The 15,448-nt window shown below is 69.3% G+C and carries 17 protein-coding genes; 9 read left to right on the top strand and 8 right to left on the bottom strand.

Annotated features, from left to right (window positions below):
- Positions 1-10 precede the first annotated feature (10 nt).
- From OPU70_RS15135 to OPU70_RS15170, 8 genes are all read right to left on the bottom strand, one after another.
- A complete protein-coding gene (locus tag OPU70_RS15135) occupies positions 11-916 on the bottom strand; it encodes a siderophore-interacting protein (RefSeq protein WP_498558149.1) in 906 nt (301 codons plus the stop codon).
- A complete protein-coding gene (locus OPU70_RS15140; RefSeq protein ID WP_056374287.1) occupies positions 913-1,749 on the bottom strand; it encodes an ABC transporter ATP-binding protein in 837 nt (278 codons plus the stop codon). The genes OPU70_RS15135 and OPU70_RS15140 overlap by 4 nt, the downstream gene beginning before the upstream one ends.
- On the bottom strand, positions 1,742-2,806 hold the full coding sequence (locus OPU70_RS15145) for a FecCD family ABC transporter permease (protein WP_498558150.1): 1,065 nt from the start codon (positions 2,804-2,806) through the stop codon (positions 1,742-1,744). The genes OPU70_RS15140 and OPU70_RS15145 overlap by 8 nt, the downstream gene beginning before the upstream one ends.
- Positions 2,803-3,855 (bottom strand): iron chelate uptake ABC transporter family permease subunit, encoded by a 1,053-nt coding sequence (locus tag OPU70_RS15150; RefSeq protein ID WP_498558151.1) that lies wholly within the window; start codon positions 3,853-3,855, stop codon positions 2,803-2,805. Before OPU70_RS15150 ends, OPU70_RS15145 begins: the two co-directional genes overlap by 4 nt.
- A complete protein-coding gene (locus OPU70_RS15155; protein WP_042537852.1) occupies positions 3,852-4,787 on the bottom strand; it encodes an ABC transporter substrate-binding protein in 936 nt (311 codons plus the stop codon). Before OPU70_RS15155 ends, OPU70_RS15150 begins: the two co-directional genes overlap by 4 nt.
- A gap of 216 nt (positions 4,788-5,003) precedes the next feature.
- Positions 5,004-5,432: a hypothetical protein gene (locus tag OPU70_RS15160; RefSeq protein ID WP_042537854.1), complete on the bottom strand. Its 429-nt coding sequence runs from the start codon at positions 5,430-5,432 to the stop codon at positions 5,004-5,006.
- A gap of 62 nt (positions 5,433-5,494) precedes the next feature.
- A complete protein-coding gene (locus OPU70_RS15165; RefSeq protein ID WP_082041035.1) occupies positions 5,495-6,850 on the bottom strand; it encodes an MFS transporter in 1,356 nt (451 codons plus the stop codon).
- 5 nt (positions 6,851-6,855) lie between these two features.
- Complete coding sequence (locus tag OPU70_RS15170) at positions 6,856-7,296, bottom strand: MarR family winged helix-turn-helix transcriptional regulator (RefSeq protein WP_042537858.1); 441 nt, start codon at positions 7,294-7,296, stop codon at positions 6,856-6,858.
- 81 nt (positions 7,297-7,377) lie between these two features.
- Here OPU70_RS15170 and OPU70_RS15175 point away from each other — a divergent pair, with 81 nt between their 5' ends.
- From OPU70_RS15175 to OPU70_RS15215, 9 genes are all read left to right on the top strand, one after another.
- Positions 7,378-8,115 (top strand): copper homeostasis protein CutC, encoded by a 738-nt coding sequence (locus tag OPU70_RS15175; protein WP_042537860.1) that lies wholly within the window; start codon positions 7,378-7,380, stop codon positions 8,113-8,115.
- 78 nt (positions 8,116-8,193) lie between these two features.
- Positions 8,194-9,048: an alpha/beta fold hydrolase gene (locus OPU70_RS15180; protein ID WP_042537862.1), complete on the top strand. Its 855-nt coding sequence runs from the start codon at positions 8,194-8,196 to the stop codon at positions 9,046-9,048.
- 268 nt (positions 9,049-9,316) lie between these two features.
- Entirely contained in the window at positions 9,317-10,054 is a 738-nt protein-coding gene (locus OPU70_RS15185) for a DUF1684 domain-containing protein (protein ID WP_079113581.1), read from the top strand.
- 49 nt (positions 10,055-10,103) lie between these two features.
- Positions 10,104-11,153 carry a lipoate-protein ligase LplAB gene (gene lplAB / locus OPU70_RS15190; protein WP_498558152.1) on the top strand — a complete coding sequence of 350 codons (1,050 nt, stop codon included), beginning with the start codon at positions 10,104-10,106 and terminating at the stop codon, positions 11,151-11,153.
- On the top strand, positions 11,150-12,151 hold the full coding sequence (locus OPU70_RS15195; protein ID WP_042537909.1) for a DNA-methyltransferase: 1,002 nt from the start codon (positions 11,150-11,152) through the stop codon (positions 12,149-12,151). The genes lplAB and OPU70_RS15195 overlap by 4 nt, the downstream gene beginning before the upstream one ends.
- A 77-nt stretch (positions 12,152-12,228) precedes the next feature.
- A complete protein-coding gene (locus tag OPU70_RS15200; RefSeq protein WP_042537868.1) occupies positions 12,229-12,474 on the top strand; it encodes a hypothetical protein in 246 nt (81 codons plus the stop codon).
- The gene (locus tag OPU70_RS15205; RefSeq protein ID WP_042537871.1) at positions 12,471-12,815 is read left to right on the top strand and encodes a type II toxin-antitoxin system PemK/MazF family toxin; all 345 of its coding nucleotides are present in this window, start codon (positions 12,471-12,473) and stop codon (positions 12,813-12,815) included. The genes OPU70_RS15200 and OPU70_RS15205 overlap by 4 nt, the downstream gene beginning before the upstream one ends.
- A 115-nt stretch (positions 12,816-12,930) precedes the next feature.
- Positions 12,931-13,890, top strand: a complete 960-nt coding sequence (locus tag OPU70_RS15210; RefSeq protein ID WP_498558153.1) for a DUF1214 domain-containing protein — start codon at positions 12,931-12,933, stop codon at positions 13,888-13,890.
- 67 nt (positions 13,891-13,957) lie between these two features.
- Positions 13,958-15,424 (top strand): carboxylesterase/lipase family protein, encoded by a 1,467-nt coding sequence (locus OPU70_RS15215; protein WP_498558154.1) that lies wholly within the window; start codon positions 13,958-13,960, stop codon positions 15,422-15,424.
- Positions 15,425-15,448 lie beyond the last annotated feature (24 nt).

Raw genomic sequence — 15,448 nt, forward strand, 5'->3', positions numbered from 1 at the left:
TCTCCGCAACCTACACCCGCCTCGCGTCGGCCGCATCGGCTTCTGCGATTGCCGCCCTCCGGGGATCACCGACGAGTGGGCCGCCTCTCCGCCAGTAGCCGAGGAAGGAGACGCGGTCCTTCGCGATGCCGAGGCCGGAGGTCAGGTACCGGCGAATGCCCGTGGTCGTGCTGGACTCACCCGCTATCCACGCGTAGAAGGCGGTGTCGTCGCGGGCGGACGCACCGTGGACGGCGCCCCAGGCGTGCACGGCCCGTTCGATCGCCTCCGAGTCTCCGGCATCGCGGAGCACACGGTGCACGCGCGCCGTGTCGGGGGCCGCAGGCGAGACGAGATCATCGGCGGCGTCACCGCATTCCAGGAAGACCTCGGCGCGGGCGTCCGGCACGAGGGAATCGAGGATGCCGCGCACTGCCGGGAACGCCGTCTCGTCGGCGACGATCAGGAACCGCCGCGCGTCGCCCGGATGCCAGTGCAGCCCGTACCCGGTCCACCCCATCCGCGCGTCCGGCCCGTTGACGACGAGGCGGTCACCCGGGGCCGCCGCGGCCGCCCATGCCGACGCGGGTCCGGCTGGTTCGTGGAGGAAGAAGTCGATGTCGATCTCGCCGACCTCCGACCGGATCGCGGACGGCGTGTACGTGCGGAGCACATTGCGCTCGTCCTCGGGCAGCGCGCGCCACCGTGCATACCAGTCGGAGGGATGCGGTGTCGGCTCGTCGAGCAGTCCGAAGTCGGCGATGCTGCCGTCTGCCAGAGGCAGCACGACTTTGATCCGCTGATCCGTGCCCCAGCCGGCGAAGTTCCGCAGACTCTCTCCGCCCAGAGTCAGCCTGACGAAGTGCGGACTGAGCATCACCCGCGCTCGCACCTCGACCGGGAAGGCGCTGTAGGCCCAGGGGCGCTCGGCGGTCACGATCGCACTCCGGCAGGAGTCGACCCGCGCAACGGCACGACCAGCGGTCCTCCGGTGACAGGGTCGTCGATCACGACGTTCGCGAGGCCGAACACCTGCTGCACCCGTTCGCTCGTGATCACCTCACTCGGCGGGCCCTCGGCGACGATGCGCCCCTCGCGCATCGCGATGATGTGGCTCGCATACCGCGCGGCGTGATTGAGGTCGTGCAGCACGGCGACGAGGGTGCGGCCCTGGGCGTTGAGATGCGCGAGCAGTTCCATGAGATCCACCTGGTGGGCGACGTCGAGGAATGTGGTCGGCTCGTCGAGCAGCAGCAGGTCGGTCTCCTGCGCGAGGACCATGGCGACCCAGACGCGCTGACGCTGGCCCCCCGAGAGTGCGTCTACCGGGCGGGAGGCGAGGTCTGCGGTGCCGGTCGCGTCGAGAGCGTGCTGCACGGCCCTCTCGTCGGCATCCGACCACTGGCGCATCAGGTTCTGATGCGGGTAGCGGCCGCGGGCGACGAGGTCGGCCACGGTGATGCCGTCCGGGGCTGTCGCGCTCTGCGGGAGCAGCCCCAGTCGGCGGGCCACCTCCTTCGCCGGGTACTCGCTGATCGACTTGCCGTCGAGCACGACGCGCCCGCTCGAGGGCGGCAGCAGGCGCGACAGGCCGCGCAGCAGCGTGGACTTGCCGCAGGCGTTCGGCCCGATGATCACCGTGAAGCCTCCAGCCGGCACGGCGACAGAGAGGTCGCGGAGGATCTCGGTGCGGTCGTATGTGAGCGTGATCCGCTCTGCTCTCAGGCGCGAGGTGGCGGTGGGATCGGGCGAGGACGGGTTCTCAGGCACGGCGGCGGATCTCCAGGACGATCATCAGGACGAGGTAGGCGCCGCCGACCGACACGGTCACGACGCCGACGGGCAGGGCGGTGGGCAGCAGGTGCTGTGCGATGAGGTCGGCGCCGAGCAGGAGGACTCCTCCGAACAGTGCCGACAGCATCAGCGAGAGGTGCGGGGTGCGGGCCACGAGGCGCGCGATCTGGGGCGCGGCGAGAGCGACGAACGCCACGGGGCCGGCGACGGTCGTCGCGGCGGCCACGAGCGCCACGCCGATGAGCAGCGCGACGGCCCGGATCCGGCCCGGCCGAGCCCCTGTGGCTGCGGCCATGTCGTCGCCCAGCTCGAGCTGACGCAGGCGCGGCACGAGCATGAGGGCTGCGACGGCGAACGGCAGCGCGCACAGCAGCGCTCCCGCGAGCGGACCCGCGCTGACGCCGTTCAGCGACCCGGTGCCCCAGGCCGAGGCGAACATCGCGGTCTCCAGCTCGATCTGCAGGAGCATCCAGGTGTTCAGCGACGCGAGGACCGCCGAGACGCCGATGCCCACGACGATGAGGCGGAAGCCCTGCACGCCGCCTCGTGCGGAGAGCAGCCAGATCACCAGAGCCGTCGCGAATCCGCCGATGAGAGATCCGGCGGTGAGCACCGGCCAGCTGCCCGAGACGAGCACCAGTGCGATGAGCATGCCCGTGAAGGCGCCGTTGGACAGGCCCAGGATGTCGGGACTCGCCAGCGGATTCCTCGTGACGGTCTGGAACAGCGCACCGGCGATGCCGAGGAGCGCGCCGATCGTGATCCCCGCGAGTGCCCGAGGAAGTCGCCAGTCGATCACGACCGTGCGGTGCATGGGGTCGCCCCCGCCGAGGAGAGTCTGCACGACCTGCTGCGGGGCGAGCGGATAGCTTCCCATTCCCAGCGCCAGGATTCCCAGGACACCCAGAGCGGCCGAGGCCAGGAGGCCGATGAGGATGCTGCGCCGGCGCACCGGCATCCGCAGCGGCCCCAGGTGGAGGATCATCTTCGCGCCGGCGGCGTCGACGGGTGCCGAGGTGGCCGATGCGCTCACAGTGCGCTCGCTCTGCGCTGCCGCGCCAGCACGATCAGCACCGGCGCGCCGATGAACGCCGCGACGATTCCGACCGGCACCTCCGCCGGGGCGATGATGACCCGACCGAGGACGTCGGCGAGAAGCAGGATCACGGGTGCCAGCACCGCGGAGAGCGGCAGGATCACCCGCTGATCGACGCCGAACGTCCAGCGGATCACGTGCGGCACCATCAATCCGATGAACGCGATCGGCCCGGCGAGGGCGGTGGCTGCACCAGCGAGCAGCGTGACGGCGATGATCACCCCGATGCGGATGCCGGCGACGTTCGCGCCCTGTGCCCGCGCGACGTCTTCGCCGAGGCCGACGGCGTTCAGACCTGGACCGAGCAGCAGCGCGAGCACGAGCCCGGCAGCGACGAACGGGAGAACCGGAACGATCACGTCGAAGCCACGTCCGAGGAGCGATCCGGCGTTCCAGCTGCGCATCGAGTCGAAGGCGTCGGGGTCGCTGAGGGAGATGCCGGTGGTGATGCCCGAGAGCACGGCTCCGAGTGCGACTCCGGCGAGCGTGAGGCGGAGCGGATCGGCGGACCCGCGCCCGGCCGAGCCGATGAGGTAGACGGCGACCGTGACGATGAGCGCCCCGAGGAAGGCGAGCCAGACGAACTGCGACACGTCACGCAGCCCGAGCAGGCTCACCCCGAGGGCGACCGCGAGCGCGGCGCCGGCGTTCACGCCGAGGATGCCCGGGTCGGCGAGCGGATTGCGGGTGAAGGCCTGGATGAGAGCGCCGGCCACGCCCAGGGCCGCACCGGCGACGAGCCCCGTGACCGTTCGAGGTATGCGCAACTCGAACAGGACGTAGTCCGTCTCCGGAGTGCCCCCGCCGCGCAGTGTCGTCCAGACAGCCTCGGGGGAGAGGGGATTGGCGCCGATCGCGAGGGAGAGGGCGACAGCGACTGCGAGTGCAGCGAGGAGGACGATCGCACCGCCGACCGCTCGAACGCCGCGTCGGGGACCCCGCACATGCGGAGCCCCCGATGTCTCGACCGAGGCGAGAGCGGTCACCGGCTCTCTTCGAGGTACGCCTCGATGTCGTCGAGCACGGCCTGCGCGCCCTTCGGCCCGACTCCCGACACCCAGTAGCTCGTGTCGACAGGGGTGACCGAGGGGAAGGCTGCGGAGTTCTGTGCGATCGCGGCGGGGATCTCCGAGGCGTCGTCGACGTCGGTCACGGTGACGAACACGTGGTCGGCTTCCGCCGAGACGATGTTCTCTGGCGAGATGTCGGCCTGCAGGCCGTCGGCCCACTCCTGCTCGGGGATCGTGAACCCGGCGCATTCGAGGAGGCTGCCCGAGAACGACACCGGCCCGTAGAGGCTGAGGGTCGTCTCGTCGCGGGGACGGATGAGCTGCGCGGTCTCGCCGTCGACCGCGTACTCGTCGGCCAGCGACTCGCAGCGCTCGTCGACTTTCGAGAGCAGATCGGCGACCTCCTCTTCGCGGCCCAGCGCTTCGCCGATGAGCATCGCGTTGTCTCGCCAGGGGTCGGCCTGCGTCTCGATGAACACCGTGGGGGCGATGGCGGAGAGCTGCTCGTAGAGCTCGGAGTGCCGGGCCTCGGTTCCGAGGATCAGGTCGGGTTCGAGCGCGGCGATGGCCTCGAGGTCGGGTTCGGGAACCGTGCCCACGGGCTCGACACCGTCGGCTCCGAGGTACGCGGGCGCACCCGCGACGTTGCTCGCGACCGCCGCGCCGACCGGCTCGATGCCGACCGCGACGGCAGTGTCGAGCTCGAGCGGTTCCAGAGTCACCACGCGCTGGGGCTCGTCGGGGACCGCCGTGGTGCCGCGGGCATGCTCGACGTCGTGAGTGCCGGCGGATTCGCCTGTCGCATCGGTGGCGGCGGTCGGCTCAGGGGCGCAGCCGGCGAGCAGGATCAGCGCGCACGCTGAGGCGGCGAGGGTCGTGGAGGCACGACGGCGGGGGCGGGAGGGCATGGTGAATGACCTTTCGGGACCGGGGAGGGGAACGACATCGATCGGATCAATGTTGGTTAGGCAACCCTAACAGCGGGGCCCACGTTCCACGCAACACGGCGCGTCGGGTCTGCTCCTCGGCGCTCCAGCGAGGGTGCATTCACGCGACACATGAAGGGGGCGGATGCCGCAGCATCCGCCCCCTCATCTGTCCTGCAGGCTGAGACCAGTCGGCTCTCAGGCGGGAGCGTCGTCCGGGTCGAGCGCGCGCAGAGCGTCTTCCTCGACCTCATTGTCGGCGGTCAGCTGCTGTTCGGTGTTCTCGTCGCCGCCGAGGGCCGCGTCGCGGTCGGGGCTGGCGTCGCCCTGAATGGCGCCGCGAGGCGATTCTCCGTGCGAGCTGTCGCCCTGGATCGCGCCACCCTGGGCTGCGCCCTGAGCGTTCTCTTCGTCGGCGTCGCCCTGAATGGCTCCGCGGGGGGAGTCGCCGTGCGAGCTGTCGCCCTGGATGGCACCGCCCTGGGTCGAGCCCTGGGCGTTGCCGTGGAGCTCGTCGCGCTCGACGGACGACTGCCCATCGGGCGCGGTGTTGTGCTGAGGGTTCTGCTCAGGAGAACCTTCGGCGGGCTCTTCGGCGTGCGGGGTGCGTCCTGTGTTCTGGTCCATGCGGCGAACGTACGTCCGCCCCGCCCGCACGTGGAGGGCATTGACAAACCGCAGTCACCCGCTCAGAACTCCGGGTCGTCCTTCTTCGAGGTGCGGATCGGCGTCGTGACGGCCGCTTCATCGCTGAACTCGACCGGGTCTGCCTTCTCGACGATGTCGGCGCGGTCGACGACGTTCAGCGGCCTGGTCTCGTCGAGCGTCATCAGGAACCGGCTGTCCTCCGAGCGGTGCAGTCGGCCGGAGGTGAAGATCCAGATCGCGCCGATCGCACAGGCGACGAAGCCCGCGGTGCCACCGAGCATGATCGCCACGCGCGGGCCGAACGTGTCGGCCACCCACCCGGCGATGGGAGCGCCGACCGGAGTCGAGCCCATGATCACGGCCATGTACAGCGCGAGCACGCGCCCTCGCAGCGCAGGGGCCGTGGTCATCTGCACGTATCCGTTTGCCGTCGTGAGCAGCGTCACGATCATGAATCCGGTGAATGTCAGCGTGATCGCGTACGACAGATACGTCGGCATGGATGCGGAGATGAAGGCCGCGACACCGAAACCGCCCGCCGCGAAGACCACGACGCGCACGCGAGCGCGGTCACGCCTGGCCGCCAGCAGTGCCCCGGCGAGCGAGCCGATCGCGAGCACCGAGCTCAGCACTCCGTAGCCGTCGGCCCCGGCCCCGAACTCGATCGCCATGGTCGAGGCGAAGATCGGGAAGTTCATGCCGAACGCGCCGATCAGGAACACCGTCACGAAGACGACCCGCAGGTCGCTGCGACCCCAGACATAGCGGAAGCCCTCGGCGAGGCCGCCGGTCCGGCGGTTCTTGAGACGCGGCGCCAACTGCCCGGTGCGCAGCAGCATCAGCGCGACGAGCATCGCGAGGAACGTCACGGCATTCGCGATGAACACCCATCCGGAGCCGATCGCCACGATCAGCAGACCGCCGACGGCCGGGCCGATCATGCGGGCCAGGTTGAAGGATGCCGAGTTGAGGGCGACCGCGTTCGACGTGTCGCCGGCCGAGACCATGTCGGAGACGAACGCCTGCCGCGCGGGTGCGTCGAAGGCGTTGACGACACCGAACGCGGCGGCGAAGCAGAACATCATCGGCAGGGTCATCACGCCGTTGAGCAGCAGGACACCCACGGCGATCGCGAGCAGCAGCAGTGCGCTCTGAGTGGCGAGCAGGATGCGGCGGCGCTCGAAGCGGTCGGCGACCCATCCGGTGAGGCTCACCAGCACCAGCGGCGGACCGAACTGCAGCGCCATCGTGAAACCCATGGCCGCGGCGTCGTTGTCGGTGAGCTCGGTGAGCACGACCCAGTCCTGCGCGGTCGCCTGCATCCAGCCGCCGATGTTGGAGACGAGGGCGCCGGCGAACCAGATGCGGTAGTTGATGTTCGAGAACGAACGGAACATCGCGCTCATCGGTCGACCACCTTTCGCATCAGGGCGCTCGCTTCTCGCAGCGTCGTCAGTTCCTGCTCGGTGAAGTCCAGTTCGCCGAGCATCTCGGCCAGCAGCTCGTCGCGGCGCTTGATGGTCTGCGCGACGATCTCGGTGCCCGCCTCGGTGATGTCGACCTGCACGCGACGGCGGTCTTCGGCATCCGGAGTGCGGATCACGAAACCCTGCTCTTCGAGTCCGTTGATCATGCTCGTCATCGACGGTGCAGTGACCCGCTCGCGCTCTGCCAGGGCCGTGATCGTGCGCCGGCCGTGCATGCGCAGCGTCGCGAGCACCGCGAGCTGCGCGTCGCTCATCGCGTCGACGGCACGGGCCGAGCGCAGGCGCCGTGCGAGTCGGAACGTCGCCATGCGCAGGTCTGTCGCGGTGAGTTGGAGGGAATCATCGGTCGCAGACATTACTTAGACAGTCTAAGTAATTTTGCCAAGGATGGGAAGCGGGCGTCGGATCGGCCGCCGCCGACAGGCCAGAATGGACGCATGACCCGATCCGTTGCTCTCGAGCTCGCCGTGCAGGACCCGACCGGAGTGCGCATCGCCGGCGCGGTCGGCGCCGTGCGCGTCGAGCTCGCTCAGGCTCTGCCTCTCGGCGGCCTCACTCCGTCGCCGGCGACCCTCGACCTGTCGATCGACGCGGCACGAGCCGTCGGGGTCGAAGTGCATGTGCTCGTCCGGCCCCGAGCCGGCGGTTTCACCTACTCCGCCGACGAGATCGCGATCGCAGAGAGCGACGTCCGCCGTGCGATCGAGGCGGGCGCCGACGGTGTCGTGATCGGTGCGCTCGACGAAGAGGGGCTGCTCGACATCCCCGCCATGCGGCGACTGCGCGACGCCGCCGGCGGAGCATCCGTCACCCTGCATCGCGCGATCGACGTGACTCCCGACCCCGTGGCGACGCTCGTCGCCGCCAGGGATCTCGGCCTTCGCCGTGTGCTCACCTCGGGTGGCGCCTCGGTCGCGATCGACGGCATCGACACCCTGCGCGCGCTCGTCGCCGAGGCGGCCGGAGAGATCGAGATCATGGCGGGCAGCGGAGTGGATGCCGCCAGCGCTCCCGCCCTCGTCGCAGCGGGCGTCGACGCTCTGCACTTCTCCGCCAAGCGCATGGTGCACGAAGACGGCGGAGTGCGCATGGGGTCGGCATCGGACGGCGTCGGTGGATACGAGGTCACCGACCTCGCGATCGCCCAGGGCGTCATCGCCGCGCTGTCGAACTGAGCCGCATCGCGCGGTCGAGCTGAGGCTCGTCCCGCAGTCGCCCTGACGCATGTCGCGCACCCTCAGTAGGGTGGGGGCGTGACCGATACGCGCGAATTCACGGATGCCGACGGCATCGCCATCGTCTACGACGTGCACCCGGCGGTGGGCGATGCGCGGGGAGTCGTGCAGCTGCTGCACGGTGTGGGCGAGCACGCCGGGCGCTACGGGGCGCTGATCGCCGCGCTGACCGAGGCCGGCTTCATCGTCTACGCCGACGATCACCGAGGGCACGGTCGCACCGGCATCCGCCAGCACGGAGGCCCCGCCAAGCTCGGCCGCCTCGGCAAGGGCGGACTGCGCGCGGCGCAGGCGGCGATCTGGCAGCTCACCGGCATCATCAAGGACGAGCACCCCGACCTGCCGCTCGTGCTGCTCGGACACTCGTGGGGATCGTTCCTCGCGCAGATGCTCGTGAACGACCACCCCGAGGCGTGGGATGCCGTGATCCTCTCGGGGTCGGCTCTGCGCACACCCGGATCGCTCAACGCGGCACCGCTCAACGCCCGCTGGGCGGCGGACGACGCCACCGGCCTCGAATGGCTGAGTCGCGACCCCGCCGTGTGGACCTCGTTCGATGAGGATCCGCTCACCACGGATCAGCCGCTTCTGAAACTGTTCGGCCCGGTCGAGGCGGCCAAGCTCTACGGTCGCCCGCGCAAGGACCTCGGCCGCGACATCCCGCTGCTGCTGCTCGTCGGCCGCGACGACCCGGTCGGCGGCCCCCGCAGCGTGCACAAGCTCGCCGACGAGTACCGCACGCGATCGGGGCTCACCGACATCACGACGCTGGTCTACCCCGATGCGCGTCACGAGATCTTCAACGAGCTGCAGCAGGACGAGGTGCGGGCCGACATCCTGTCGTGGCTCGACACCCGCATCCCCCCGCGCTGAGCCCCGCCCGGCGGAGCCGGCTTCTGTCCGGTCGTTGAGCCAGCAGCGAAGCAGCGAGACGAAACGTGGCGAGTGCACGCAATCGGATCACTGCGTTTCGTCTCGGTCGGCTTCGCCGTCCTCTCTCAACGACCGGGGTCGGGCGCCTTTTCGCGCGTCCGAGTGTTACGCCCGATGAACCCCCGTTACAGCGGGTGAATCCGCGTGACGGCATCCCGGCATACCGGTCTTCCCTCCGCATAGATTCGCGGCGAGAGGCAGGTGTGGGGTGGGTTTCGAAGACGAGTGGCGTGCGTGGCATGACTCGCGGGAGCGCTATGCCGGCGCCGAGTACGGCCCGGCCGCGCTCGAGTCGACGAACTGGCTCATCACCGAGCCCGCTGCCGTCGAGGGGGTGCCCGGGCTCTGGGCGCTCACGGGAGACGGAGGGATCCGCGGCAGCGATCTCGGCACCACCGGGTCGGTCGTCACGCTGAGGGGCCGTGACACGCTGCGGCTCGGACGCCGCGAGCTGCGCGTCTTCGACAGGCGGGGGGAGGTGGCGCTGCGGGTGTTCAACCCGAGGCGGCCGGAGCGGGAGCGGTTCAGCGCGATCGACGCGTATCCGCCTCGGAAGGGATGGCGGATCGCCGCGGTGTTCGAGCCGACGCCCGGCGAGACGATCACCGTCACCTCGGTGGATGGTCGCTCGCACGAGTCCGACCTCGCCGGTCGGCTGCGGTTCACGCTCGACGGCGTCGCGGTGGCGCTCGCCGCGACCCGCACGCCCCAGGGCGGCCTGAGCGCGATCTTCGCCGACGGCACCAACGGCACCGAGACGTATCGCTTCCGCTTCCTGCCGATCGAAGAACCGGCATCCGACGGTTCCGTGGTCATCGACTTCAACCGCGCATACCTGCCTCCGTGCGCCTTCTCCGATCAATACGTGTGCCCGCAGCCGCCGCCGGGCAATCGCTTCTCGGCGCCGATCCGCGCGGGCGAGCGGGCTGTCGTGCTCGGGCGGTAAATCCGCGGCGGACCGCGCCCCAGCGACGGCCTCGCCTTAAGCTGTAATCGTGCACGGTGAATTCAAGGTTCCAGGAGGAAAGCTCGTCGTCGTCGACCTCGAGGTCGAAGACGGCAGGATCGCTCGCTTCCGGCTCGCCGGCGACTTCTTCCTCGAACCCGACACGGCACTCGACGACATCGACCGGGCGGTCACCGGGCTGCCGGTCGAGACGGATGCCACGGCCATCGCCGCGGCGGTGCGCGGTGCGCTGCCCGAGGGTGCGCAGCTGCTCGGGTTCACTCCCGAAGCCGTCGGCACGGCCGTGCGTCGAGCACTCGTCACGGCACCGGGGTGGAACGACTTCGACTGGGAGATCGTGCACGAGAAGGCGGTCTCGCCGCGCATGAACCTCGCGCTCGACGAGGTGCTCACCTCTCGGGTCGGTGAGGGGCGCCGTCGTCCGACGCTGCGCATCTGGGAGTGGGACCAGTCGGCCGTCGTCATCGGCTCGTTCCAGTCGTACCGCAACGAGGTCGACCCCGAAGGCGCTGCCCGCCACGGCTTCGACGTCGTTCGCCGCATCTCGGGCGGTGGCGCGATGCTCATGGCCGCGGGGCAGATCATCACCTACTCGCTCTACGTGCCGGCATCCCTCGTGCAGGGCATGACCTTCGCCGACTCCTACGCCTTTCTCGACGACTGGGTGCTGCAGGCGCTGCGCTCGCTCGGCATCGACGCGATCTACCAGCCGCTCAACGACATCGCCAGCTCCTCGGGCAAGATCGGCGGAGCCGCGCAGAAGCGCCTCGCCAACGGGGGAGTGCTGCACCACGCGACCCTCTCGTACGACATCGACGGCCAGATGATGACCGAGGTGCTGCGCATCGGGCGCGAGAAGCTCAGCGACAAGGGAACCACCTCGGCGGCGAAGCGGGTGGATCCGCTGCGCAGCCAGACCGGACTCTCGCGGGCCGAGATCATCGAGCGCTTCAAGGACACGTTCCGCTCGCTCACCTCGGCGGAAGACGGCGCGATCAGTGCCGACGAGTATGCGGACGCCGAGGCGCTGGTCGAGTCGAAGTTCGCCACGGACACGTGGCTGCATCGGGTTCCGTGACCGACCCCTCGCCTGCACCTGCGTCTGATCCGGCGACGCCTGCCCCCGTCGTCCGCGGTGACGTCTCGATCATCCAGGGCGACAATCTCGCGGTCACGGCGACCCTGCCGTCGGCATCCTTCACGCTCGTCTACCTCGACCCGCCGTTCAACACGGGGCGCACGCAGGAGCGCCAGGTCGTCACGGCCCGTCGCACGTTCACAACTCAGCACGAAACGGGCGCCGACGGCGTCGCAGCCACGGAATCCCGCGGGTCGGATGCCGCAGCCGACCCGATTCTGCTGAATACTGAACCGGCGGGGCCCGGGGCCGAGGTGCGACACGGGTTCCACGGCCACGCGTACGAGCGGGTGCGCGGCATGCTGCGCACCTATGACGACCGCTTCGACGACTACGGCGCTTTCCTGATGCCGCGGCTCGAGGAGGCCTGGCGGCTGCTCGCCGACGACGGCACGCTCTATCTGCACCTCGACTACCGCGAGGCGCACTACGCCAAGGTCATGCTCGATGCGGTGTTCGGCCGTGACTGCTTTCTCAACGAGCTCATCTGGGCCTACGACTACGGCGCGAAGTCGCGCCGCCGCTGGCCGACCAAGCACGACACGATCCTCGTCTACGTCAAGAACCCGCGCGAGTACGTGTTCAACGCCGACGACATCGATCGAGAGCCCTACATGGCGCCCGGTCTCGTCACGCCCGAGAAGGCCGCACGCGGCAAGCTGCCCACCGATGTCTGGTGGCACACGATCGTGCCGACGACCGGACGTGAGAAGACGGGGTATCCGACGCAGAAGCCCGAGGGAATCCTACGGCGCATCGTGCGGGCATCCAGCCGCCCCGGCGACCGCGTGCTCGACCTCTTCGCCGGCAGCGGCACGACCGGAGCCGTGGCCTCGGCCCTCGGCCGCGACGCCGTGCTCGTCGACGACAATCCCGAGGCGGTGCGCGTGATGACCGAGCGGATGCCGCACGCCGTGGTGACCCGCGTCGGGGAGTAGGAGGGGCATCTTTCGACGCACCCGCGAATGTCGGAAACTCTGACTACTGTCGCGGTATGACCAGTTATACTCTTCCCATGAAGACGGCGATCTCCGTGCCCGATGGCGACTTCGCTCGTTTCGAACGCGTGGCTGCACGACACGGCATGAACCGGTCGGAGTTCTTCCAGCTCGCCGGGCGACGACTGGCTGATGAGTTGGAAGGCTCTTCGGACCTGACCCGTATCGCGAACCAGATCTTGGCTCAGGCCGATACCGATGCCGACGATGAGTTGTTCGTACGAGGCAACGAACAGCGGCTGCGCGAGAGCACCGACTGGTGATCCGCAGAGGCGACATCGTCTGGGTCGACTTCGGGATTCCGCGAGGCTCGGAACCGGCGAAAGTGCGTCCGTCCGTTGTAGTGCAAGAGGATTGGCTGCTCGACACGAACGTCACTACCGTCCTCGTCGTGCCACTGACCTCGAACACCGCTCTCGAGGGGTTTCCTGGCAACGTACTGGTGCCGGCCGCGGCGTCAGGGCTCGATCGCGACTCGGTGGCGAACGTGAGTCAGATCGGTCCGGTCACACGCGAGTTCGTCGACACCTACCCGGCCGGCCACCTCGCGCCTTATCTGATGGCGCAGATCGGGACCGGCATCCGTCTCGTCCTGGGAGTCTGAGGCGCCCGTCGTCACGTTTCATGCCGATCCCCTTCCGGTCACGCATGAGATGAAGATGGCTGCGGAGAGAAGGTGATCGCTATCGTGGGCGTCACCACCGAGCGGAGGGCTTCCCATGGGCGAGCACGTGAATGTCGACAATTTCGTCGTGGCGGAAACGGCGCGGATGTTCGCCGCCCTGCAGGCTGCGGCGGGCGGGGTGAACACGTTCCGCCACAATTCCGAGCCCGCCCCGATCGACGAACAGGCAGTGGTGCGCCTGAACCGGGACACGCTGTACAGCTTCGCCATCGCGGACATCAGTGCGGGGGCGACGCTGACGCTTCCCGAGGCGGGAGACCGTTACATGTCCGCGATGATCGTCAACGAGAGCCACCTGATCAACCGGATCTTCCACACGGCCGGTTCGTTCGAGCTGACACCCGAGGAGTTCGGCTCACCTCACGTGCTGATCGCCGTTCGCATCCTCGCCGACCCGGATGACGAGGCCGATCTGGCTGTCGTGGGAGATCTGCAGAAGGGGATCAGCGTCGAAGCGCGCTCGTCGGCCCCATTCGTCCTCGCCGAATACGATGCCGAATCGCTCGAGGAGACGCGCGGCGCCCTGTTGACGCTCGCGAAGGGTGTCGGCGGATACCACGGCATGTTCGGCACGGCCGAGGAGATCATCCCGGTTCGGCACCTGATCGGGACGGCATCCGGATGGGGCGGGCTGCCCGAATCGGAGGCCGTCTATGTCGGGGTCGACACCGCACTCCCGCCAGGCAGCTACACCATGACGATGAGGGATGCGCCGGTCGATGCGTTCTGGTCGATCTCCGTCTACAACGCCGAGGGATACTTCGAGCCCAACGCCGCCGGTCGCTACACGATCAACAGCATCACCGCGGAGAAGGCGCCCGACGGTTCCGTCACGGTCCGTTTCGTCGACGATCCCGACACCCGCACCCCGAATGCGATTCCTGTGCCTCCGGGGTGGAACCTTCTGGTGCGTCTCTACCGTCCGAAGGCCGCCTACTTCGACGGCACCTGGACCGTGCCGCTGATCACCGCCGACTTGCCACGCACGCCGTAGTTTCGCGGAGTCCGGTGTGAGTGAGTCTCGGCGTGCGAGTGAGTCTCGTCGTGACAGGGTGAGAGTCATGACCGAGTACGTCGAGGTGCAGACCGCCGCGGGGCGGGTTCGAGGGCGCTGGCGCCCGACGACGGGAGGGCGAGGTGCCGCGCGATCGGCGGGCTTCCTCGGCATCCCGTTCGCCGAGCCGCCGATCGGCGAGCTGCGGTTCCAGGCGCCGGTGCCGAAGGCGCCGTGGGAGGGCGTGCTCGACACGCTCGAGTTCGCGGCGACCGCGCAGCGCGGCGACCCCGGTGTGACGCTGATCCCCGAGCCGAGCGTCGAGGGCGACTCGACCCTGAACGTGAACGTGTTCACGCCCGACCCCGAGGCTTCGGGCCTGCCCGTGCTCGTCTGGATCCACGGCGGCGGCTACTTCGCGGGTTCGCCCGCGAGCCCCTGGTACGACGGCCGCAACTTCAACCGCGACGGCGTCGTCACCGTGTCGATCTCGTACCGGCTCGGCGTCGACGGCTTCGGCTGGATCGAGGATGCTCCGTCGAACCGCGGCGTGCGCGACTGGCTGCTCGCGCTCGAATGGGTGCAGCAGAACATCGCCGCGTTCGGCGGAGACCCGAGCCGCGTGACGATCGCGGGACAGTCCGCGGGCGGCGGGGCGGTGCTCACCCTGCTCGGCATGGAGAAGGCGCAGCACCTGTTCCACGCGGTCTACGCGATCTCGGGGGCGTTGGGCGATGTGTCGGCGACTCGCGCCGAGGCGTTCGAGCGTGCGCTCGCCGCCTCGGGTGGGGTGGCTCCGACAGTGGCCGGACTGTCGACGCTGTCGGACGAGCGCCTGCTCGCGCTGCAGAAGAAGGCGACCCAGCTCGGGCCGTCGTCACTGACGACCGTGATCGAGGAGGGGCTGCCACTCGGCCCGACGATCGACGGCGACCTGCTTCCGCGGCCGACCCGGGAGTCGTTGCGTGCAGGCGTCGGTGCCGACAAGCCACTGGTGATCGGCGCGACCGACGACGAGTTCACGATGGCGTTCGCGGGAAAAACGGCGAAGGCATTGCGGTGGGTACCGCAGTCCGTGCTGCTGAACCGGTTCGGTATGCCCAAGAGCATCCGTGCCGAGTATCTCGCCGCGAATGCCGACGTCGTGCGTCTCGGGAAGGCGCGTCTCGCGGGCCGGGTGCTGACAGATCGGATGTTCCGCACCACCGTGCCGGGCATCGCGGCCGACCGTGGCGATGCCCCCACCTGGCTCTACCGCTTCTCGTGGCCCTCGGGACGCTTCGGTTTCGCGGAGCACTGCCTCGACGTGCCGTTCTTCTTCGACTGCCTCGACGGCCCGTCGATGGAAGCCCTCGCGGGACCGAACCCGCCGCAGGAACTCGCTGACGACGTGCACGGCGCCGCGGTCGCGTTCATCACCGCCGGCGATCCGGGGTGGGGCAGGCACGACGGGGATGCCGGTGTCGTGCGGGTCTACGACCGGCCCACCCGTGACGTCGATGATGCCTACGCGTCGGTGCGGGCGCTGCTCTGAGTCGAGCGGCCGCCCGCCGCGGCG

The organism is Microbacterium sp. SWDP-B6 (assembly GCF_059803615.1).